Origin of the sequence: Clostridium tarantellae, from assembly GCF_009295725.1 — a bacterium.
GTDB lineage: Bacteria > Bacillota > Clostridia > Clostridiales > Clostridiaceae > Sarcina > Sarcina tarantellae.
Window position 1 is genome coordinate 1 of the sequence record NZ_WHJC01000015.1, and the last position, 20,532, is coordinate 20,532.

At 26.6% G+C, this 20,532-nt stretch carries 22 protein-coding genes, 3 tRNA genes and 2 other annotated features; of the genes, 5 read left to right on the forward strand and 20 right to left on the reverse strand.

The window, feature by feature from the left end; all coding sequences use genetic code 11:
* Window positions 1–171 precede the first annotated feature (171 nt).
* A complete protein-coding gene (locus tag GBZ86_RS18385) occupies window positions 172–1,485 on the forward strand; it encodes a CAP domain-containing protein (RefSeq protein ID WP_327443726.1) in 1,314 nt (437 codons plus the stop codon).
* Between the two features lie 205 nt (window positions 1,486–1,690).
* Here GBZ86_RS18385 and GBZ86_RS02500 read toward each other — a convergent pair whose 3' ends face one another.
* The 11 genes from GBZ86_RS02500 to ytxC form a co-directional block, all read right to left on the reverse strand.
* Window positions 1,691–1,903 carry a hypothetical protein gene (locus GBZ86_RS02500; RefSeq protein WP_152887434.1) on the reverse strand — a complete coding sequence of 71 codons (213 nt, stop codon included), beginning with the start codon at window positions 1,901–1,903 and terminating at the stop codon, window positions 1,691–1,693.
* 225 nt (window positions 1,904–2,128) lie between these two features.
* The gene (locus tag GBZ86_RS02505; RefSeq protein WP_152887436.1) at window positions 2,129–2,719 is read right to left on the reverse strand and encodes a cell division protein ZapA; all 591 of its coding nucleotides are present in this window, start codon (window positions 2,717–2,719) and stop codon (window positions 2,129–2,131) included.
* Between the two features lie 207 nt (window positions 2,720–2,926).
* Window positions 2,927–5,308, reverse strand: a complete 2,382-nt coding sequence (gene pheT / locus GBZ86_RS02510) for a phenylalanine--tRNA ligase subunit beta (protein ID WP_152887438.1) — start codon at window positions 5,306–5,308, stop codon at window positions 2,927–2,929.
* A gap of 20 nt (window positions 5,309–5,328) precedes the next feature.
* On the reverse strand, window positions 5,329–6,348 hold the full coding sequence (gene pheS, locus GBZ86_RS02515; protein WP_152887439.1) for a phenylalanine--tRNA ligase subunit alpha: 1,020 nt from the start codon (window positions 6,346–6,348) through the stop codon (window positions 5,329–5,331).
* A gap of 56 nt (window positions 6,349–6,404) precedes the next feature.
* Window positions 6,405–6,621, reverse strand: a binding site (T-box leader).
* 50 nt (window positions 6,622–6,671) lie between these two features.
* Window positions 6,672–7,448, reverse strand: coding sequence for a TrmH family RNA methyltransferase (locus GBZ86_RS02520; RefSeq protein WP_152887441.1), 777 nt, complete (start codon window positions 7,446–7,448; stop codon window positions 6,672–6,674).
* A gap of 15 nt (window positions 7,449–7,463) precedes the next feature.
* Window positions 7,464–8,135 (reverse strand): potassium channel family protein, encoded by a 672-nt coding sequence (locus GBZ86_RS02525; RefSeq protein WP_152887443.1) that lies wholly within the window; start codon window positions 8,133–8,135, stop codon window positions 7,464–7,466.
* A gap of 12 nt (window positions 8,136–8,147) precedes the next feature.
* Entirely contained in the window at window positions 8,148–9,494 is a 1,347-nt protein-coding gene (locus GBZ86_RS02530) for a TrkH family potassium uptake protein (protein ID WP_152887444.1), read from the reverse strand.
* Window positions 9,495–9,710: 216 nt separating this feature from the next.
* Complete coding sequence (rplT, locus tag GBZ86_RS02535) at window positions 9,711–10,070, reverse strand: 50S ribosomal protein L20 (RefSeq protein ID WP_152887446.1); 360 nt, start codon at window positions 10,068–10,070, stop codon at window positions 9,711–9,713.
* A 28-nt stretch (window positions 10,071–10,098) separates the two neighbouring features.
* The gene (gene rpmI / locus GBZ86_RS02540) at window positions 10,099–10,296 is read right to left on the reverse strand and encodes a 50S ribosomal protein L35 (protein ID WP_152887448.1); all 198 of its coding nucleotides are present in this window, start codon (window positions 10,294–10,296) and stop codon (window positions 10,099–10,101) included.
* A 20-nt stretch (window positions 10,297–10,316) separates the two neighbouring features.
* Window positions 10,317–10,841 (reverse strand): translation initiation factor IF-3, encoded by a 525-nt coding sequence (infC, locus tag GBZ86_RS02545; RefSeq protein ID WP_327443738.1) that lies wholly within the window; start codon window positions 10,839–10,841, stop codon window positions 10,317–10,319.
* A 27-nt stretch (window positions 10,842–10,868) separates the two neighbouring features.
* Window positions 10,869–10,988 (reverse strand) — a sequence feature (ribosomal protein L20 leader region).
* Between the two features lie 54 nt (window positions 10,989–11,042).
* Window positions 11,043–11,897 (reverse strand): putative sporulation protein YtxC, encoded by an 855-nt coding sequence (gene ytxC, locus GBZ86_RS02550; RefSeq protein ID WP_327443740.1) that lies wholly within the window; start codon window positions 11,895–11,897, stop codon window positions 11,043–11,045.
* A gap of 131 nt (window positions 11,898–12,028) precedes the next feature.
* Between ytxC and GBZ86_RS02555 the strand changes: the two genes are divergently transcribed.
* Together GBZ86_RS02555 and GBZ86_RS02560 are read left to right on the forward strand one after the other, a co-directional pair.
* Window positions 12,029–12,727, forward strand: coding sequence for a DUF6873 family GME fold protein (locus GBZ86_RS02555; protein WP_152887449.1), 699 nt, complete (start codon window positions 12,029–12,031; stop codon window positions 12,725–12,727).
* A gap of 358 nt (window positions 12,728–13,085) precedes the next feature.
* Window positions 13,086–14,087, forward strand: a complete 1,002-nt coding sequence (locus GBZ86_RS02560; protein WP_152887451.1) for an N-acetylglucosamine kinase — start codon at window positions 13,086–13,088, stop codon at window positions 14,085–14,087.
* 74 nt (window positions 14,088–14,161) lie between these two features.
* On the opposite strand, the gene GBZ86_RS02565 is transcribed toward GBZ86_RS02560, so the two are convergent.
* The 9 genes from GBZ86_RS02565 to GBZ86_RS02600 all read right to left on the reverse strand — a co-directional run bounded on the left by GBZ86_RS02565 (window position 14,162) and on the right by GBZ86_RS02600 (window position 18,368).
* Entirely contained in the window at window positions 14,162–14,719 is a 558-nt protein-coding gene (locus GBZ86_RS02565) for an NUDIX hydrolase (protein WP_152887453.1), read from the reverse strand.
* 97 nt (window positions 14,720–14,816) lie between these two features.
* Window positions 14,817–15,569, reverse strand: coding sequence for an N-acetylmuramoyl-L-alanine amidase (locus GBZ86_RS02570; RefSeq protein ID WP_152887454.1), 753 nt, complete (start codon window positions 15,567–15,569; stop codon window positions 14,817–14,819).
* Window positions 15,570–15,677: 108 nt separating this feature from the next.
* On the reverse strand, window positions 15,678–15,851 hold the full coding sequence (locus tag GBZ86_RS16940) for a hypothetical protein (RefSeq protein ID WP_170272136.1): 174 nt from the start codon (window positions 15,849–15,851) through the stop codon (window positions 15,678–15,680).
* 213 nt (window positions 15,852–16,064) lie between these two features.
* Window positions 16,065–16,139 (reverse strand) — tRNA-Cys (locus tag GBZ86_RS02575).
* Window positions 16,140–16,144: 5 nt separating this feature from the next.
* A tRNA-Gly gene (locus GBZ86_RS02580) sits at window positions 16,145–16,219 on the reverse strand.
* A gap of 3 nt (window positions 16,220–16,222) precedes the next feature.
* Window positions 16,223–16,298: transfer RNA gene (locus GBZ86_RS02585), tRNA-Phe, on the reverse strand.
* 77 nt (window positions 16,299–16,375) lie between these two features.
* Complete coding sequence (gene hslO / locus GBZ86_RS02590) at window positions 16,376–17,263, reverse strand: Hsp33 family molecular chaperone HslO (RefSeq protein ID WP_152887456.1); 888 nt, start codon at window positions 17,261–17,263, stop codon at window positions 16,376–16,378.
* A 19-nt stretch (window positions 17,264–17,282) separates the two neighbouring features.
* Entirely contained in the window at window positions 17,283–18,020 is a 738-nt protein-coding gene (locus GBZ86_RS02595) for a class I SAM-dependent DNA methyltransferase (protein WP_152887458.1), read from the reverse strand.
* A gap of 78 nt (window positions 18,021–18,098) precedes the next feature.
* Window positions 18,099–18,368: an alpha/beta-type small acid-soluble spore protein gene (locus tag GBZ86_RS02600; protein WP_152887459.1), complete on the reverse strand. Its 270-nt coding sequence runs from the start codon at window positions 18,366–18,368 to the stop codon at window positions 18,099–18,101.
* A 196-nt stretch (window positions 18,369–18,564) separates the two neighbouring features.
* Between GBZ86_RS02600 and GBZ86_RS02605 the strand changes: the two genes are divergently transcribed.
* On the forward strand, window positions 18,565–19,554 hold the full coding sequence (locus GBZ86_RS02605) for an aspartate-semialdehyde dehydrogenase (RefSeq protein ID WP_327443746.1): 990 nt from the start codon (window positions 18,565–18,567) through the stop codon (window positions 19,552–19,554).
* A gap of 36 nt (window positions 19,555–19,590) precedes the next feature.
* On the forward strand, window positions 19,591–20,472 hold the full coding sequence (gene dapA / locus GBZ86_RS02610; RefSeq protein WP_152887463.1) for a 4-hydroxy-tetrahydrodipicolinate synthase: 882 nt from the start codon (window positions 19,591–19,593) through the stop codon (window positions 20,470–20,472).
* The last annotated feature ends 60 nt before the right edge of the window (window positions 20,473–20,532 follow it).

Consider the following 20,532-nt stretch of genomic DNA (forward strand, 5'->3'; position numbering starts at 1 on the left):
AACAGGTATAATATAAAAGCATTGATTTTATGTTATATTAATACACTTTCTGCTCATATTTATTAAATATAAATATCTACTAAGAGCATTAAAGTTGGCAAAGATTCAAAAAACAAATTTATTATTTATGGTTAAAAATAGTAGAAAACAAAAGAAAAGGAGAGAAAACTTGTGAAAAAAAAATTAACTTTTATGATTGTTGGTGGATTAGTAGCTGTCACTTTCATTTTTGCCTCATTGTTACATAAACACTTATTCAACAATAAAAAATCTATAACTAATAATATTGAATTAGAAGATAAAACATCTATTAATGATTATTGCAGCGAAAAAAATGTCGAAAACTCTTCTGATAAATCTATTGAATTGGATAAAAATAATGATAATTCAAATAATCTAGAAGAGAAAAATTCAAATTCTTCTGATAATAATTGCCAATCTGAATATGAAAATCATGAAGATAATACTGATGACATTAATAATTCTTATGAAACAGATGATACTGAAATCAATAATTCATGTGAAGATAATTCAGTATATAATTTAAAACCTACTTCACCTAGTAATGCTGTAGTAACTAAGCCAGTAGTTAAACCTACTTCACCTAGTAATACTGTAACTAAGCCAGTAGTTAAACCTACTTCGCCTAGTAATGCTGTAACTAAGTCAGTAGTTAAACCTACTTCGCCTAGTAATGCTGTAACTAAGTCAGTAGTTAAACCTACTTCGCCTAGTAATGCTGTAACTAAGCCAGTATCTAAACCTACTTCGCCTAGTAATGCTATAACTAAGCCAGTAGTTAAACCTACTTCACCTAGTAATACTGTAACTAAGCCAGTAGTTAAACCTACTTCACCTAGTAATGCTATAACTAAGCCAGTAGTTAAATCTACTTCCTCTAGTAATGCTATAACTAAGCCAGTAGCTAAACCTACTTCGCCTAGTAATGCTATAACTAAGCCAGTAGCTAAACCTACTTCGCCTAGTAATGCTATAACTAAGCCAGTAGTTAAACCTACTTCGCCTAGTAATGCTGTAACTAAGCCAGTAGTTAAACCTACTTCTAAAACTAAGAATCCTTCATTAGATGAAGTACAACAAGCAATTTTTAAAATAGTAAATAGAGAAAGAGCTAAGGCTGGTAAACCTAAACTTTCCTATGATAAAACTATGGAAAAATACGCTATAATAAAATCAAAAGATATGGCTGTAAGAAATTATTTCGACCATGCTGATCCTGAAGGTAATTTTATAAACAAACAAATGAAAGAAGACGGTATTAAATATATGGCTTGGGGAGAAAATATAATCTCTAGACAAGGACAAATTAAAGTTGACGAATTAGCTGAACATTTTATGGATAGATGGATGCATTCACCTGGACATAGAGCTAATATTTTATCAGATAATTTTAAAACCATTGGAGTAGGATTATATAGAATAGGTGATGATGTATATGGCACACAAGAATTCTGTAGATATTAAAAAATATATGTAATACAAAACTTTGTAAATATTAAAATAAATAAATGTTTGAATACTAGGGGCTATATGAAAATTTATTTTCATATAGCCCCTTTTAATTTAATCTTATTTTAAAATTAAAATACTTAATAAAAAATTAAAATACTTAATAAAAAATTATATACTAACTATAATATACATTTTTTTACTAAGTATATTTTCTAAATTAATTTTCAAATTTGTTACAATATCTTTTTTTAGAGTTATTTTTTTTTACTTCCATTTTATTTTTATCATTAAAATCTTGTAACATTTGTTCTTTTATTATTTCTGCTAGTTTTTTCTCTTCAATAATTTTAAATTTTTCTTCTTGCTTTTGCTTATAATTTGCTTTAATAATTTCAATATCTTCTTTCATTTCTTTATTTATTTTACTCATAATAAACTCCTTCTATATTTAGTTATTTTACAATAAACAAAACTCACAAATTTATTATAACATATACTGTAAAGTATAATTTATCCTTAATTTAAACTTTTAATATTTAAATATATTAATTAATAGCAAATATTCTGAAATTTCTTATTTTAAAATAAAAGTTTTATCACTACTATTTTAAAGTAATAATAAAACTTTGTCCTTTTAATTTATGTACTTTTATTCTTATTTATTAGAAACCAATACATTTTTATTTTTCTTTTCCGTAGCAATAGTAATTTGACTATCTAAAAACTTTTTTTCTAAATCTAGTAGCTTATATTTTGAACTTTGTAAGTTAAATTTTAATTCTCTATTATCAGTTCTTAATAAGTTATTTTGCTTTACTAACTCTTTAGCTTTTTCTTCCATTAAAGAAAGTTGTTCCTTAAGCTTTTCTATTTCTTCTTGCATTTTTTCCATACTATTATCTTTTAAGGAAGCTAATTCTTCAATTAATTGTTGATTTTCTTCTTTAAATTTTTGTAACTTTTCATTAGTTGTCATATAAGCTTCTTTAAGCTTTTTATTTTCACTTTCTATTTCTTTAAATGAATTTAACAACTCATTAAATTCTTTATTCCCCTTAAATAATTCATTAGCAACATTTACAGCTGTTAAAGCTGATGCAGCTGGGCCTGGTAATCTAGGATTTTTCTCTAAAATATCTTGTATTTTTTCTTCTACATAATTTGCTACATGTTTTAAATACTCTTCGTCTTCTTCACCTTTTAAGTTATATTCAATACCATTTATTTTAATTGTTACAGTAGTCATCTTTATATTAACACCTCTTAATGTTTTATCATATTAATTATATTTTAACATATACACCATTGTTTGTTAACTACTCCTATGTGTAGAATTAGTAGTTTTTAAGTCTACCATAAATTATACAAATAATATATTTTATCTCTTAACTCATATAATAATATTATTCAAAAAAATTATAAAAAAGCAGGATTTCCTGCTTTTTTATTTTAATTATTCTCTTAATAAAGCTCCTAACTTATGCTCTAAAGTTCTTAATATTTTATCATGAACCTTATTAACATCTTTATCTGTTAATGTCTTATTAAGATCTCTATAAACAATAGCATAAGCTATACTTTTTTTACCATCTGGTATTTGAGCACCTTTATAAACATCAAACAATTTAACTGTCTCTACTAAATTTCCACCAGATTTTTTTATAGTATCTTCAATTTCTTGAACTAATATAGCATCGTCAACTAATAATGCTATATCTCTTGTAACAGCCGGGAACTTAGGTAAAGCTTTATAAGCTTTTGCTGTTTTGGCAAATTCATATAATTTATCTAAATCTAATTCCGCTACATAACAAGGGACTTCTAATCCATAATTTTCAGCTACATCTGGATGAATTTCTCCTAAAACTCCTAAGCTAGTTCTACCTATAACTAATTCAGCAGTTTTTCCTGGATGATAACTTAAATTATCACTCATTCTCTTAAATGATGCACTCTTTATTCCTAAAGCATCTAATAAATTTTCAACTACACCTTTTAGTCCAAAATAATCTACTTCTCCATATAATCCTATGGTTAATATATTTTTTTCTATTGGAAGCTCATTTTCATCTTCTTTTGGTATATAAACTTTACCAATTTCAAACAATCTAACCACATCATTGTTTCTAGCATAATTCCTTCCTAAACATTCCATAATTGATGGTAATGTTGAAGTTCTCATTACACTGTAGTCTTCACCTAAAGGATTTTTGATTTTAACTACTTTTCTTAACTCACTATCTTCTGCTAAGTTTATTTTATCAAATACTTTAGGACTTACAAATGAATAACTTATTGATTGATTTAATCCTGAAGCAATCATAGCATTTGTTACAATATCATCTAATTGTTGCTTAACATTTTTAGGCTCTCTATCAGTTGCCGCTGTTGATATTGTAGCTGGAACATTATTATAACCATAAATTCTTACAATTTCTTCTGCTATATCTTCTTTAATATCTACATCTATTCTAAATGTAGGAACAGTTATTACTAATGTATCTCCTTTTATATCAGTATATAAATCTAAACTATCTAAGCATTTTTTCATTTCTTCTTGTGATATATCAGTTCCTAAAAACTTATTAACCCAAGCTGAACTTACTTCTAAAGTTTTTTCTTCTTTCTTTTTATTATATACATCTATTGTACCATCAATAATCTCTCCACACTCTAATTCTTCAATAAGAGCACAAGCTCTATTTAAAGCTAGCTCTGCTAAGTTTGGATCAATATCTTTTTCAAATCTTGACGAACTTTCAGTTCTTAATCCTAATTTTTTAGAATTAATTCTTATATTAGTTCCATCAAAATTAGCTGACTCAAATATAATTTCTGTAGTATCATCTTTAATACCTGATGTTAATCCACCCATTATACCTGCTAATGCAACTGTTTCTTCTCCATCTTTTATACATAAAACTTCATTATCTAAAGTTCTTTCTATTTCATCTAAAGTTGTAAATTTTTCACCATCTTTAGATCTTTCAATTACTATATGAGAAGTTTTAATCTCTCTTTTATCAAAAGCATGCATTGGTTGACCAAGTTCTAACATAACATAATTAGTTATATCAACTATATTATTTATTGGTCTAACACCTGCATCAAATAATTTTTCTTGCATCCATTGTGGTGATGGAGCTACTTTAACATTTTTAACTCCTCTAGCCATATATCTTCTACATAAAGTATCTTTAACATCAACCTTTAATTCATCATTAATATTTTTATCTGATTTAACAGTATACTCCAAATTTGGCATTTTATAAGTTGTTCTTAATGTAGCAGCTGTTTCTCTTGCCATACCAACTACACTTAAGCAATCTGGTCTATTTGATGTTATTTCAAAATCTAATATAGCTTTATTTAATCCTAATGCTTTCTTTATACATGTTCCTGGCACCATATCTTGTGGTAATATCATTAAGCCATGCACTGGTTCATCTCCAGCTATTCCTAGCTCTTCTTCTGAACAGAACATGCCATTTGATACTATCCCTCTTAATTTTCCTTTTTTGATTTCAGTACCATCAGCAAGTGTTGATTTATGAAGAGCAACAGGTACTAAGTCTCCTTCTTTCATATTATCTGCTGCAGTAACTATTTGAATAAGCTCATCTTTTCCAATATTTATTTGACAAACTTTTAATTTTTCTGCATCTGGATGCTTTTCTATTTTTTCTATTTTACAAACAACAACATTTTTAATTGTGTCACCTGCAATTTCAACCCCTTCAACTTTTGATCCTGAAAGAGTTAATTTATCTCCTAATTCATGTGCATCTATATCTATATCAACATAATCTTTAAGCCAATTAAATGGAACTTTCATTTTTTGTACCTCCTACTTTTTTAAAATTGATTTAAAAATCTCATATCACTTTCATATAATAATCTAATGTCATCTATACCGTATTTAAGCATAACCATTCTATCAACACCAAATCCAAAAGCAAAACCACTATATTCTTCTGGATCAATTCCACAATTTCTTAAAACTTCTGGATGTACCATACCACAACCAAGTATTTCTATCCATCCTTCACCTTTACATACTCTACAACCTTCTCCATTACATACAAAACAAGTTGCATCCATTTCAGCTGATGGTTCTGTAAAAGGGAAATGATGTGGTCTAAACTTAGTTTTAACCTTATCTCCAAACATTTTTTTAGCAAATAACTCTAGTGTACCTTTTAAGTCAGCAAAAGTTACATTTTTATCTATAACTAAACCTTCCATTTGATAGAATATAGGAGAGTGAGTAGCATCAACAGCATCTGATCTAAATACTTTTCCTGGTGATATCATCTTTATTGGAGGTTGTTGCTTTTCCATAACTCTCGCCTGTACTGGTGAAGTTTGAGTTCTTAATACTACATTATCATTTATGTAGAATGTATCTTGCTCACTTCTAGCTGGGTGATTTTTAGGAATATTTAAAGCTTCAAAATTATAATAATCCTTTTCTACTTCTGGCCCCTCTTCTATTGTAAAACCCATTGATATAAATATTTCTTTCATGCTATCTAAAGTTAACTCTAATGGATGTCTTTTTCCAATTAAATTTTTAGTTCCTGGCATAGAAATATCTATAACTTCACTATTTAATTTTTCATTTTTCTCTTTTGTTTTTATTTCATTTGATATCTCTTCAAGAGCTGTTTCAATCTCTGTTCTAACCTCATTAGCTAATTTACCTATAATAGGTCTTTCCTCTTTTGATAAAGCTCCCATACCTCTTAAAATTGTAGTAAGCTCTCCTTTTTTTCCAAGATACTTAACTTTTATATTATCAATAGTATTACTATCTTTTGCTGCTTTCAATTCAATTAATGCAGCTTCTTTAATTTCATTTAATTTTTCTTGCATTTTTATATTCTCCTTTCCATTTTTTTATTTTAGACAATAAAAAACCCATCCCTAAAAAAAGGGACGGGGTATTTCCGTGGTACCACCCTAATTAGCATAAAAATTTTATACTCACTTATTCAAATAACGGCTTTACCGCTAACTACTACTAATATTTCATAGCTAGAACTCCAGAGTGAAATTCAATATAATTCTTATAAGAAAGCTTACAGTCTATGGCTTTCTCTCCCTTAAAAAGATATTTATATTTACTCTCTCTTTCACTGTCTATTTCTATTAAATTCTTTTTATATTATACCTAGTTAAATATATTAATTCAATACTTATTTCATAAGATTTTGTCTAATTTTTTCATAAAGCATAACAGAAGTTGCTACTGCAACATTTAATGATTCAGCATTTCCTGGCATTGGTATCTTTACTTTTATATCAGCTAGTTCATAAACTTCATCACTTACTCCATTCCCCTCATTTCCCACTGCCATTATAATTTTATCCTGTAGATTTTCTTCAAAAAAATTCTTTCTTCCCTGTAATGAACTAACTAACAACTTAAAGTTTTGTTCTTTTAAGCCTTTTATTAATTCTAGTGACGAATCTTCTATTACTGGAAGATAAAATATTGAACCCATTGTAGATCTTAATGTTTTATCATTATATATATCTACCGTTCCTTTAGTAGTTATTATACCAGCTGCACCTACTGCATGAGCTGTTCTAATAATTGTACCCATATTACCTGGATCTTGAACTTTATCTACTAATACAATTATATCACCATCTTTTAATGCTGTATTTTGCATTTCAACAACCGCAACTACTCCTTGTGGGGTTTCTGTAGATGTTAACCCCTGAAATAATTGTTTACTTAAAACTATACATTTCACACCTTCATTAATAACATTGAAAAACTCTTCATTTTTTTCATAAAAATCATAAGTAAAAATAATATATTTAATAGTAACCTTACTTTTTATAGCTTCTTCTACAAAACGTAATCCTTCAATTAAATATTCACCTTTACTAACTCTGTGCTTCTTTTCTTTAAGCTTTTTTAATTCTTTATATAGTGAATTGTTTTTACTTTCTATAGTTAACAAAATAATATCTCCTCTTTATTTATGATGATTTGATATACTTTCCTCTAGTTTTGATAAATCTTCTGCTGATCCAATAGCAACAACTATATCATTAGGTTCAACAATATCCTCAGCATATGGAGATATATTAACATCATGACCTTTCTTTATAGCCATAACATTTATTCCATATCTACTTCTTAAACTTAAATCTCTTAAAGTTTTATTGTGCCATTCTTCTGGTGTTTCAATTTCTATAATACTATAATCTGGTGATAATTCAATATAATCTAAAATACTTGAAGATACTAAATTATGAGCAACTCTAACCCCCATATCTTTTTCAGGAAGAATAACTCTATCTGCTCCAATTTTATATAAAACTTTAGCATGTATATCACTATTACCTTTTGCTATTATATATTTCACCCCTAGTTCTTTTACTAAAAGTGTTGCCATCACACTAGATTGTATATTAGCACCTATTGTAACAACTGCAACATCAAAGTTTCTAATTCCTAAAGTTCTTAAAGCACCTTCATCTGTAGCATCCATCTGAACAGCATGAGTTACACTATCAGATATATCCTGAACTAAATCTTCATTTATATCTATAGCTAAAACATCATTTCCTAATGCATATAAAGTTTTTGCTACTGATGAACCAAATCTTCCTAATCCTATAATTACAAACTGTTTATTAGACATTTATTATCTCTCCTAACCTATTAAAATTTTATCCTCTGGGAATTTATAAGTACTTTTTCTTTTTCTATTTGCTAATGCTAAAACAACGGTCATTGGACCAACTCTTCCTAAATACATTGTTATCATTATAACTATTTTTCCAATAACACTTAATCCTGGTGTAATACCTAATGTTAATCCTACTGTTGCAAAAGCGGAAGTAGCTTCATATAAAAGATACAATAAAGATTTTCCAGCTTCAGTTACAGATAATATCATTGTTACAACTATTACTATTCCCACACCAATCATAAAAACTGTGAAAGCTTTATATACAGCATCTTTTGATAATCTTCTTCCAAAAACTTCAGTATCTTCTCTACCTTTTATTGTTGAAATTAAAGTTAATATAAGTATAGCAAAAGTAGCTGTTTTAATTCCACCTGCTGTTGAACCTGGTGATCCCCCAATAAACATAAGTAAAATAGTTAAAAAATTTCCTGCTACTGTCATATCTGAAGTATTTATAGAATTAAATCCTGCTGTTCTCGTAGTTACTGATGCAAAAAAAGCATTAGTTAATTTATCTATTGGACCCATAGGCTGCAATGTATTAGGATTTTTAAATTCAAATAAAAGCATTAAAATAGTACCACCTAAAACTAATATTACTGTTATTAATATTACAACCTTTGAATGAAGAGATAATCTTTTATATCCCTTGTAATTATATAGTTCAGACCATACAGTGAATCCTAATCCTCCAATTATAATTAATGCCGAAACTGTTAATAAAACTGTTACATTGCTTGAGTAAGCAGTCAAGCTGCTAAAATTCCCCATCAAATCAAAACCTGCATTACAAAAAGCTGAAATAGAATGCCATATGCTATAATAAATACCTTTAGCTATTCCAAACTGAGGAATAAATTGTGTTGCAAATAATAATGCACCTAATAATTCAACAGAAAAAGTAAAGACTAAAATATATCTTATAAGCCTAACTAATCCTTGGATACCAAAAGTATTCATAGCTTCTTGCAATAACAATCTCTCTTTTAAAGTTATTTTCTTTTTTAATAGTAAAGCAAATAATGTGGTAAAAGACATAAATCCTAATCCACCTATTTGAATTAATATTATTATTACAGTTTTACCAAAATAATTCCAATGAGTTCCTGTATCTACAGTTATTAATCCAGTTACACATACTGCTGAAGTAGATGTAAATAAACTATCTAAAAATGATGTACTTTTTCCACTCATTGAGGATATTGGTAAACTTAATAATATAGCTCCAATTAAAATTACAAGAAAAAATCCTAAGGCTAAAATTTGTACTGCATTCAACCTTATTTTTTTGGTTATATTTATATACATAAGTTAAACCCCCAATTAATTATAAAAATTATTTTATTTTTTTAGTATATCTTATTTTAAGTAAACATATGTAATGCGTAACCAAAATATTTAATTATATCATACTCCAATTACCATTTAAAATTACCCTCTTATGTAAATTAATTTCTTATAATGCTTCCTATGCCAATTTAAAAAAGTATATAAAAAAATGCGAGATTAACTCGCATTTTAAAATTAAGCGTTTAAGTGCTTCTTAGCTAATTCTACTAAATCAGCAAATGCTTTTGCATCATTTATAGCAATTTCTGAAAGCATTTTTCTGTTTATATCAACACCAGCTAATTTTATTCCGTTCATAAATCTTGAATATGAAAGACCATTCATTCTTGTAGCAGCATTTATTCTTGCTATCCATAATCTTCTGTAGTCTCTCTTCTTTAATCTTCTACCTACATAAGCATTTCTTAACGCTCTAATTACTGATTCATTAGCAGTTCTAAATAACTTGCTCTTTCCACCGTAGTAACCTTTTGCAAGTTTTAATACTTTTTTATGATTCTTACGGCTGTTAACCGCTCTTTTAACTCTTGCCATTTCGTAAACCTCCTCTTTAATCTATTAATTATAGATATGGTAATAATTTCTTCATTGCTTTTTCTTGTGTAGTTGAAACGTAAGCAGCTTTTCTTAAGTTTCTTTTTCTTTTAGCACTCTTCTTAGTTAATATATGGCTTTTGAAAGCTTTAGCTCTCTTTAATTTTCCTGAACCTGTTTTCTTAAATCTTTTTGCTGCACCTCTATGAGTTTTCATTTTTGGCATGATAGTATCCTCCTCTCAAATTATGCTTTTTTAGGAGCCAAAATCATTGTCATATTTCTACCTTCTAATTTAGCAGATTTTTCCACCAAGCATACTTCTTCTAATTTTTCTAAGAAATTATTTAAAATCTTAACTCCAACCACTTTAGCATGCTCTGCTTCTCTTCCTCTAAATCTAACTGTGATTTTAACTTTATCCCCATCAATTAAAAATTTTCTTGCATTATTAGCTTTTATGCTAAGATCATGCTCTTCAATAGTTGGACTAACTCTTATCTCTTTAAGACTTACAACCTTTTGCTTTTTCTTTGCTTCTTTTTCTTTTTTGGATTGCTCATATATGAATTTACCATAATCCATTATTTTGCAAACTGGTGGATTAGCACCTGGTGAAATCATCACTAGATCTAAATCTTGTTCTTCAGCTATTCTTAAAGCTTCTTTAGACAACATTAATCCTAACTGTTCTCCAGTACTAGAAATTACTCTTAGTTCCTTTTCTCTTATATCTTTATTAATCGCAAAATTTTTATTGATATTATTCACCTCCGATAGAATTTAGCCAACACAATATATAAAAAAAATAAAAGGACGACATTAGCCGCCCTTTATTATCACACTAGTGTAATACTCTATACTTAACCTTACTAACTTTCGTCGAAAGGTGAGAAACGGCTGTTTCTTCTTGACAGAAGTTATTTTAACATAGTATAAAAAGTATGTCAATATTTTTATTAAAGTATTAATTTAATTGCATATTTCAACTCTCTGCCCAAATACACTTTTTATTGTTTGTAAAAATTCTTTATTTAAACATTCTTTTTCATTAAATATTTTTATTTTTTTTGGTGCATTAGTAATTAATCCACTAATTATTATATCTTCCATATTAATTCCTGTTGAGTCTGGATTTGAAGACAATTCAGTTAAAAACACTTTAAAAATATCTTTTCCTCCATCATCTTTTAATTCATATGCACCATCACCTTGAACTATTAAATTTATTTCATTAATTTTACATTCCTGTATATCAACAAAATATTTTAATAATTTAATAAATTCATTATATTCTTTTTCAACCATATATTCTTCAATAATCTTATCTATTATATTTTCTATATTTTGAACTAAAAACTTCATTCTAAAAGTAATAAAACCTGTTATGTTTATAAAATTATTTTCAATAATAAATTCTTTTATAGATTCAATAATATTGTTTATTCTATTTAAGCAGTATATATTGGTTTCATTTTTTACTTTTTCTTTATTTAAAAGTATTTTATTTATTTTTTTATCTATTTCTATCATTTCATCATGTCTTAAAAAGAAATAATTTTCTGTTAAGTATTCTAACATTTCTTTTTTTCTAAATGCATCAATAACTATTTTATAAATTATATTGCTTACATATAAACATATTTTAGATTTAATATTTTCATTGTAATTATCATCATTACAGAAAATCTTAATGAAGTGAGTATAACTTTCAATACTTTCAGATATACCTATTATTACACCCTTACTTTTTAAAAGTGCTCTAAGCTCTTGTATATCCTCTATAAAGTTTTGTTCTCCTTCATAAGCTACCTTCATTAAAAGCACCTTTCTCACTCCTTTCTTACTTTTAGTATGTATTAATTTTTTAGTAATATTCAAAAATAATATATTATTAATCGACAAATTATTTGTATACTAGTAATATATAACTAATATTGTTTATTTAAGGAGGTCTTATGAAAACTTGTTTCGTAGATTATAGAATAAATAAAAAAGAAGAACATATTCTCAGTAGTAATAATTTAAAAATTATAAAAGTAAATAAAAATCCTTATTTATACGATGCTATTAATGGTCATCCAGATATTCAAATAAATATTTTAAATAATAAAAATCTAATTATAGCTAAAAATTCTTTATTAAATAAAACTTTAATTAATTCTAAAGATTTAAAAATTATAAATTCTAAATCTGAACTGAAAGAAAAATATCCAAATAATATTTTTCTTAATGCTGTTAATCTTAAAAATTTCTTTATTCACAATTTAAAATATACTGATGAAAATTTATTAAATGAAGTAAAAGAAAAAACTCTTATAAATGTAAAGCAAGGTTATACAAAATGTTCTTGTGCAATAGTAAATGATAATGCTTTAATGACATCAGATATAGGAATTTTTAATTCATTGAAACCTTATCCTATTGACATTTTATATATTCCAACTGGAGATATAACACTTTTAGGATTAGATTATGGATTTATAGGAGGGACATGTGGACTTATCTCTAAAGATTCTATGGCCTTTTTTGGCAACCTTAAATATCATTCTTTTGGAAATGATGTAATAAAATTCTTACATAAGCATAATGTAAAACCTATTTTTCTATCTAATAATAAATTAATTGATAGAGGAAGCATTTTAACTTTACTTTAAATTCCATTTTTATATTATATTTTATGTTTAAATGGAATAAATGTTAATAAATTTGCATATAAATATTTATTTAATTTTCTTCTTTATATTACAGAAAATTAAATAAGATGATTTAAGAATATCTTATTCTTAAATCATCTTTTAAATTAATTATACTTCTATATATTTCTACACTTTTCATTTTACTTTTAATACCTTTAAAATTAACTTTTTATTAATAACTGATAATTAAAATTTTATATCACATGAATTTTGTAAATTTTTATCTTTTTTATACCATTGATTTCCTAAATAATAAATAGTAAAATCAAACTATGTGGTAATAATATCATTACAAGTTATGGGGAGGTTATTTATTATGTATTATTTAGGAGTAGATGGTGGGGGTACTAAAACTTCATTTATGTTGATAAATCAATTAGGAGAGATAAAAGGATTCACTAATTCTTCAACTTGCCATATCCACCAAGTAGGATTTCAAGGTCTTAAAGAAGTAATTGAAAATGGTATTAAAGAAGTTTGTTCTCAAGGTGGAATTACTAAAAATGATTTAAGTTATAGTTTTTTAGGTTTACCTGCTTATGGTGAAAATGCTGATGAAGAAAAAAAAATACTTAAAACAATTGATGAAATATTTGGAACAAATAAAGCTTCTTGTGGAAATGATATTTCTGTTGCTTTAGCAGGCTCATTAGCTAGTAAATCTGGAATTTGTATAATTTTAGGAACAGGAGCTATAGCTGCTGGATTAAATGAAAATTTTCAAACTTGTAGAACAAGTGGATGGGGACATATATGTGGTGATGAAGGTTCTGGCTATTGGATTGCAAAAAAAGGTATAGAAATTTTTAGTAAAGAAGCAGATAATCGATTAGAAAAAACTCCTTTATACTATATATTTAGAGAAAATTTAAATTTAAAAAATGATTTTGATTTAATATTTCTTATTAAAGATAAATATAAGCAGGATAGAACTAAAATAGCTAAATTAGCTCTTTTAGTTTATGAAGCAGCTAAACAAGGTGATAAACATGCTCTAGAAATTTATAAACAAGCTGCTTATGAGTGTTTCTTAATGGTTAAAGGAATTATAAAACAATTAGATTTAAAATACCCATTAAATGTTTCTTATGCAGGTAGTGTATTTAATTCAGGAGAATTAATTATAAATCCTTTAAAAGATTATTTAGGTGAAATTTCTTCTCAAATATATGTACAAGCGCCTATATTAACTCCAATAAAAGGAGCTGCTCTTAATGCAATAAAATTACACACAGGTATAATAAATGATACTATAATAAATACTTTAGCAAATGAAAATGCTATTGATATTAAAGAAAAAATAGCTGTTTTGCTTTAAATAAAAATAAAAGTTTCAAAAATTAATTTTTGAAACTTTTATCTTTTTATATATTATATAATAAAAAGAAATTTTTAAAAAATAAAACTAATAACTAATGCTGTTTTTATAGACATATTATGTTTTTTAATAAATTCTTTACTTTCTTCAATTTTAATTGTTATAATTTCAATCTCTTCATTTTCTTCTATATTTTCATTAGTAGGTATTCCTTCTACTATCATTTTTACTACTGCAACTGTTTCATCTGACATTCCTACTGAAGTATAACAAGGTGCTAATATTTTCTCAAATTTAATACATTTCAACCCTGTTTCTTCAAACAATTCTCTTCTAGCTGCTTCTTCAATAGATTCATTCTTATCTACTAATCCTGCTGGAAATTCATATATATAATCATTTATAGCTGGTCTAAATTGTTTAATTAATACTAATTCACCTTTTGTAGTTATTGGTATTATCATTACACCATCACAAAAATTATGATTTTTAGTTTTGCAAGCTAAATTTTCTTCATTTCTTCTGCTTGCTAAAAAATATTCTTTTTTTTTGTTTTCTTTATTTTTTAATTCTAATTTATATAAATTCAAAAACCTACAATTAGTTAATTTGTTTATTTTCTCAATTTTCATAACATTATACCACCTTTCAAATTAAAATTATTACTTCTATTTTATTCCTTTCACAAAAAAATACAAGAGAAGTACACCTCCCTTGTATTTTAAATATTTATCTAAAACAATAATGATGAAATTTTTCTCCTAATTTTTCTCTAATTTTTTCTGCTTCTTCCATAGTAATATATTGTGTTTCAAAAAATACTCCACCTTCAAAAGATTTTACATATACTCTATAAGCACCAAATATTTTCATTATATTATCTAATTTTATTCCATCAATTTCATTAGTATCATAAACCTTTGTTTGTATATAAACTTTAGGAATATCTTTTTTTATATTTTTTTCATTGTCTTCCTGTTTACTATTGATCAGAGCTTCAGTTATAGCATTAGCTATATTTTCAGCATTATATTTTTTTATATCATTTTTATTATCCAAAAAAAACATTTCCAAAAACACAGCTGGTGCTTTAGTATTAACTAAAACGTAAAAATTATCTGTTTTATTTCCTCTATCCTTAAAACCACATTTTAGAGTAATTTCTTTTCTAAGACTATCTGCAATTTTTTCTGATTTTCCTCCATGCTTAAATATATAAGTTTGAGTTCCTTCTTCCCCACCTATATTTAAATGAATAGATAAAAATATATCTAAAGGATATTTATTAGCTATAAATACTCTTTCATATAAATCATTTTCACTTTTATCAATAGTACAATTAACTACTTCATGACCTTTTTTTCTTAATTTATCAATTACTAACCAGCCAACTTCTCTATTAACATCAGTTTCTTTTAAAAGTCCTATAGCTCCAGTGCCTCTCCCTGTAATGGTATGCCCCATATCTATACCTACAATCATTTTAAGCACTCCCTTTAAAAGATTTCAGTTATAATATATTCATTTGCAAATAGAATTGTCATAATTTTTGCTATATAATATATTAAAATTTTTAATATATTTATAAATTCAATTATTTCTTTTATTTTTTTCTTTATTGTATAAATAATTATTTATTCTTTCTTTTTCTTTTAAGAGTTCACAATACTCATCCCATTTCTTATTTTCCATTAACTTTCTTAATTTATGATTTATCTTACTTAATCTATTAATATATATTTTCTTAAAATTAGTATTATCCATATGCTCACTCCTTTTTTAACATTTATTTATGTTAATAAAACTTTCCTACTTAATTAAGATATTAAAAAACCTTTTTTTGGTTCACTATATTTAATTAAATTTACTTTGCACAGGATAAAATTATTCTATATTCATCTATATAAATATTAAACAATTATTATAAACATATATTTTACAAACAAAAAAGCTTCCTTATAAAATAAGGAAGCTTTTTGGAGGCGCCACCCGGATTTGAACCGGGGAATAAAGGTTTTGCAGACCTGTGCCTTACCACTTGGCCATAGCGCCATAAATGGAGCGGAAGACGGGACTCGAACCCGCAACTTTCACCTTGGCAAGGTGACACTCTACCATTGAGTCACTTCCGCAAATGGTGGCTCGAGCAGGAATCGAACCAGCGACACGAGGATTTTCAGTCCTCTGCTCTACCGACTGAGCTATCGAGCCTAATGTCTTAAGTCGTTTCTAGTTCCTTAAGACATTTATTATTATATTATTAAATATGTTACTTGTCAACATGTTTTTTATTTTTTATAAGTTTCTAAAAGATTTCCAATATCATCTGAATTAAATTCATATGCTTTATTACAGAAATGACATTTTAACTCTTCAGTTTTTCCTTCATCTTTTAATTCTTTTAAATCTTTATATCCTATACTCGCTAAAGCTCTTTCTACTTTTTCCCTTGAACAATTACAATTATATTTAGGAACTTCCTCTTCATTTATTTTCAAATCCATTCCCTCAAATATAAACTCTATTATTTCTTTTATATCTTTTCCTTCTGATAACATTGTTGTTACAGTAGGAATTTCCTCTAATCTATATGTAATAAGGTCACCTAATAATTCATCGCATCCTGGCATTAATTGTACTATGAATCCACCAGCTGCTTTTATTGATAGATCCTTATCTACTAACACGCCTAATGCCACTGCTGAAGGAATTTGCTCAGATACTGTAAAGTAATATGCAAAATCCTCTGCAATTTCTCCACTAAATATAGGCACTTGTCCAACATATGGATCTTTAAGTCCTAAATCTTTAATTACTGTTAGAATACCATTTTTTCCTATAGCTTCTCCAACATTTAACTTTCCATTTTCAGAGTTAAGTGGTAAATCAACTTCAGGATTTCCAATATAGCCTTTAACACTACAATCTGAATATGCAGTAACTGTTACTCCTTTTGCTGGACCACCACCATTAATTTGTATAGTTAAAACTTCTTTATCTGATTTTAGCATAGCTCCCATCATAGTTCCTGCTGTTAGCATTCTTCCTAATGCTGCTGAAGCTGTTGGAGTGCAGTTATGTATTTTAGCTGCTTCATTTACTAGCTCTGTTGTTTGAGCTGCAAATATTCTTACCATTCCATTTTTAGCTGTTGCTCTTATTAATTTATCTTTCATAATAAAGCCCTCCATTTTTTTATTTTTTTAATATATATAATATTCTTTCTGACTCATTATTTAAAGGATTTTTTGTATAACCATCATATTTATCTAAAATGTTAAATCCTATTTCTTTTAAAATTTCTTCTATTTCATTTTCTCTATAAGCTCTTTCTTCATGTATTTCATTAAATCTTTCATAAGCATTTCCTTGTTTAACAAAAAAATTAAGATCCATTTCAACTATTTCATCTTCAAATATGTTTTCCCATACATAAAATACATCTTCGCTATTATAAGTAAATATATTATTACCTAAAATTTCAGAAATTTTATAATAAGAATTTATATCAAATATAAATACTCCACCTTGCTTTAAATGATTATAAACTCCTAAAAAATATTTTTTTAAATCCTTTTTATTTAAAATATAATTAGTAGAATCTAATACGCAAGTTATTAAATTAAAAGTTCTATTTAAACTTAACTCACACATATCTTGACATATTATTTTACCTTTTACTTTATTTTCCCTTAATTTTTTATCTGCTTCTATAAGCATGTCTGATGATAAATCTACAAAATAATTATCTTTAAATTCTTTTCCAATATGTACTCCTACATTGCCTGTTCCGCAAGCTAGGTCTAAATAATTTAGCTTATCAATTCCAAACTCTTCACAAACTTTTAATACATAATTAGCTATAGATTCATAATTTATATCTTCATAAATAAGTTCATCATAAACCTTTGCCATCATTTTATAACTTTCCATAAGCTTTAAAATTCCCCCATAATACGTTCTATTTACAATATATATATTTTTTAATACTTAGTCAAATTACATATTTTTTTAAATTTCTTTAAATGTTTTCTTCCTACCTAAAATTTCATCATTACTAGGTAATTTTCTTTCTTTTTTTCGTTTAGTCATTATGCCACCTATTCGTCCAGTTTCTTCTGATGTTAATCCACCCCACCCTAAACTATCAACCTTCTCTTGCAATCCTAACTCTTCAGCTATTTCATACTTAAGTTGTTCTCTTATTTTTTCAGCTTCCGTCAATTCTTTATTAGCTTTTAGTTTCCCTTTAATTACTTTTTTTAATGGTGTTTTACTCATATTCTAACACTCCAATCTAAAATACTTATATATATTTATGTATTATTAACTTATTATCAATAATTTATTCATATATAAGTTCATTTAAATATTAAAATATCTTGATAAACTATTATACTTTGCACTATAGTTAATATATAGAAATACTATATATTATAGTATTTCTATATATTAAATTTAATTGGAGGGATTAATCGTGTATAATATAGCAATAGTTGGGGCAACTGGAAATGTTGGAAGAAAATTTATTGAAATTCTTGAAGAAAGAAACTTTCCTATAAAAGATTTATTCTTATTTGCCTCAAAAAGATCGGCTGGAAAAACTTTAAGCTATAATGGTAAAGATTTAATTGTTGAAGAATTGTGTGAAGAAAATATAATTAATAAAAAAATAGATTTTGCTTTATTCTCTGCTGGTGGAGATATAAGTTTAGAATTTGCACCTATATTTGTTAAAAAAGATGCTATAGTGATTGATAATAGTAGTGCTTGGAGAATGGATAAGGAAGTACCTCTTGTAGTTCCTGAAGTTAATCCTGAAGATATTAAATGGCATAAAGGAATAATAGCTAATCCTAACTGTTCAACTATCCAAGCTGTAGTAGCTCTTAAGCCACTTCATGATAAATTTAAAATTAAAAGAATTGTTTATTCTACTTATCAAGCTGTTTCTGGAGCTGGATTACAAGGAATTTTAGATTTACAAGATGGAATCAAAGGAGCAGAACCAAAAAAATTCCCATATGCTATAGCAGGTAATGTAATACCTCAAATAGATATATTTTTAGATAACGGCTATACTAAAGAAGAAATGAAAATGATTGAAGAAACAAAAAAAATTCTTCACGATGATGGCTTAAAAATAACAGCTACTACTGTAAGAGTTCCTGTTCTTAATTCTCACAGTGAAAGCATAAATTTAGAATTCTATTCTGAATTTGAATTAAATGATATAATTGATACATTCAATAATGCAGATGGATTAATTGTACATGATGATCCTACATTACTTAAATATCCTACACCACTTCATTTTGATGGAAAAGACGAAGTTTTCGTTGGAAGAATAAGAAGAGATTTTAGTACAGATAATGGATTAAATTTATGGGTTGTTGCTGATAACATTAGAAAAGGGGCAGCTCTTAACACAATCCAAATAGCTGAACTATTTATTAATAACAAATAAAAATTTAATATTTATTTTTAATTTGGAGGTATAAAAATGAGTATATTTAAAGGTTCTTGTGTTGCTTTAGTTACACCATTTGATGAAAATGGTATTAATTTCAAAGAGCTTGAAAGACTTATAGAATGGCATATTGAAAATAAAACAGATGCAATATTAGTTTGTGGAACTACTGGTGAAGCATCTACTATGACTTTAGAGGAAAGAAAATCTGTAATTAAATTTACAGTTGATAAAGTAAATAAAAGAATTCCTGTACTTGCCGGTACTGGTAGCAATAATACTCAAGCATCTATAGACATGAGTATTTGGGCTGAAAAAACTGGTGTAGACATGCTTTTAGTTATAACACCTTATTATAATAAAACTTCTAATAAAGGATTATATGAACATTTTAAAGCTATAAATGATGCTGTAAAAACTCCAATTATGCTATATAATGTTCCATCAAGAACAGGTATGAATATAACAGCTGATATGTTACTAAAACTTTCTAAATTAAATAATATAACTGCAATCAAAGAGGCTAGTGGGAATTTTTCTCAAATAGCTGAAATGGCAGCTTTATGTGGTAACAAATTGGATATATATTCTGGAAATGATGATCAAATAATTCCGTTACTTTCCTTAGGGGGTGCTGGAGTAGTTTCTGTACTTGCTAATGTTATTCCTAAAGAAACTCATGAAATGTGTGAACTTTTCTTTAATAGAAAAATTCAAGAAGCTTGTGAAATGCAACTTATTTATCTACATTTAATTAATTCATTATTCATGGAGACTAATCCTATACCAGTAAAAACTGCTATGAACTTAATAGGTTTTAATTGTGGTAATTTACGATTACCTTTATGTAATATGGATGATAATAACTTAAAAAAATTAAAACAAACTCTTTTAGAATATAATCTAACAAAATAAAAATTCAAATCACCTACGAATAATGTAGGTGATTACATTATTTGCAAATATAAAAATTCA

Excerpts from the sequence above, each read along its gene's own strand:
- GBZ86_RS02500 (WP_152887434.1), bottom strand. The coding sequence starts at position 1,903 with ATGAGTAAAATAAATAAAGAAATGAAAGAAGATATTGAAATTATTAAA.
- GBZ86_RS02505 (WP_152887436.1), bottom strand. The coding sequence starts at position 2,719 with ATGACTACTGTAACAATTAAAATAAATGGTATTGAATATAACTTAAAA.
- pheT (WP_152887438.1), bottom strand. The coding sequence starts at position 5,308 with ATGAAAGTTCCATTTAATTGGCTTAAAGATTATGTTGATATAGATATA.
- pheS (WP_152887439.1), bottom strand. The coding sequence starts at position 6,348 with ATGCAAGAAAAATTAAATGAAATTAAAGAAGCTGCATTAATTGAATTG.
- GBZ86_RS02525 (WP_152887443.1), bottom strand. The coding sequence starts at position 8,135 with ATGTCTAATAAACAGTTTGTAATTATAGGATTAGGAAGATTTGGTTCA.
- GBZ86_RS02530 (WP_152887444.1), bottom strand. The coding sequence starts at position 9,494 with ATGTATATAAATATAACCAAAAAAATAAGGTTGAATGCAGTACAAATT.
- rplT (WP_152887446.1), bottom strand. The coding sequence starts at position 10,070 with ATGGCAAGAGTTAAAAGAGCGGTTAACAGCCGTAAGAATCATAAAAAA.
- rpmI (WP_152887448.1), bottom strand. The coding sequence starts at position 10,296 with ATGCCAAAAATGAAAACTCATAGAGGTGCAGCAAAAAGATTTAAGAAA.
- GBZ86_RS02555 (WP_152887449.1), top strand. The coding sequence starts at position 12,029 with ATGAAAACTTGTTTCGTAGATTATAGAATAAATAAAAAAGAAGAACAT.
- GBZ86_RS02560 (WP_152887451.1), top strand. The coding sequence starts at position 13,086 with ATGTATTATTTAGGAGTAGATGGTGGGGGTACTAAAACTTCATTTATG.
- GBZ86_RS02565 (WP_152887453.1), bottom strand. The coding sequence starts at position 14,719 with ATGAAAATTGAGAAAATAAACAAATTAACTAATTGTAGGTTTTTGAAT.
- GBZ86_RS02570 (WP_152887454.1), bottom strand. The coding sequence starts at position 15,569 with ATGATTGTAGGTATAGATATGGGGCATACCATTACAGGGAGAGGCACT.
- GBZ86_RS16940 (WP_170272136.1), bottom strand. The coding sequence starts at position 15,851 with ATGGATAATACTAATTTTAAGAAAATATATATTAATAGATTAAGTAAG.
- hslO (WP_152887456.1), bottom strand. The coding sequence starts at position 17,263 with ATGAAAGATAAATTAATAAGAGCAACAGCTAAAAATGGAATGGTAAGA.
- GBZ86_RS02595 (WP_152887458.1), bottom strand. The coding sequence starts at position 18,020 with ATGGAAAGTTATAAAATGATGGCAAAGGTTTATGATGAACTTATTTAT.
- GBZ86_RS02600 (WP_152887459.1), bottom strand. The coding sequence starts at position 18,368 with ATGAGTAAAACACCATTAAAAAAAGTAATTAAAGGGAAACTAAAAGCT.
- dapA (WP_152887463.1), top strand. The coding sequence starts at position 19,591 with ATGAGTATATTTAAAGGTTCTTGTGTTGCTTTAGTTACACCATTTGAT.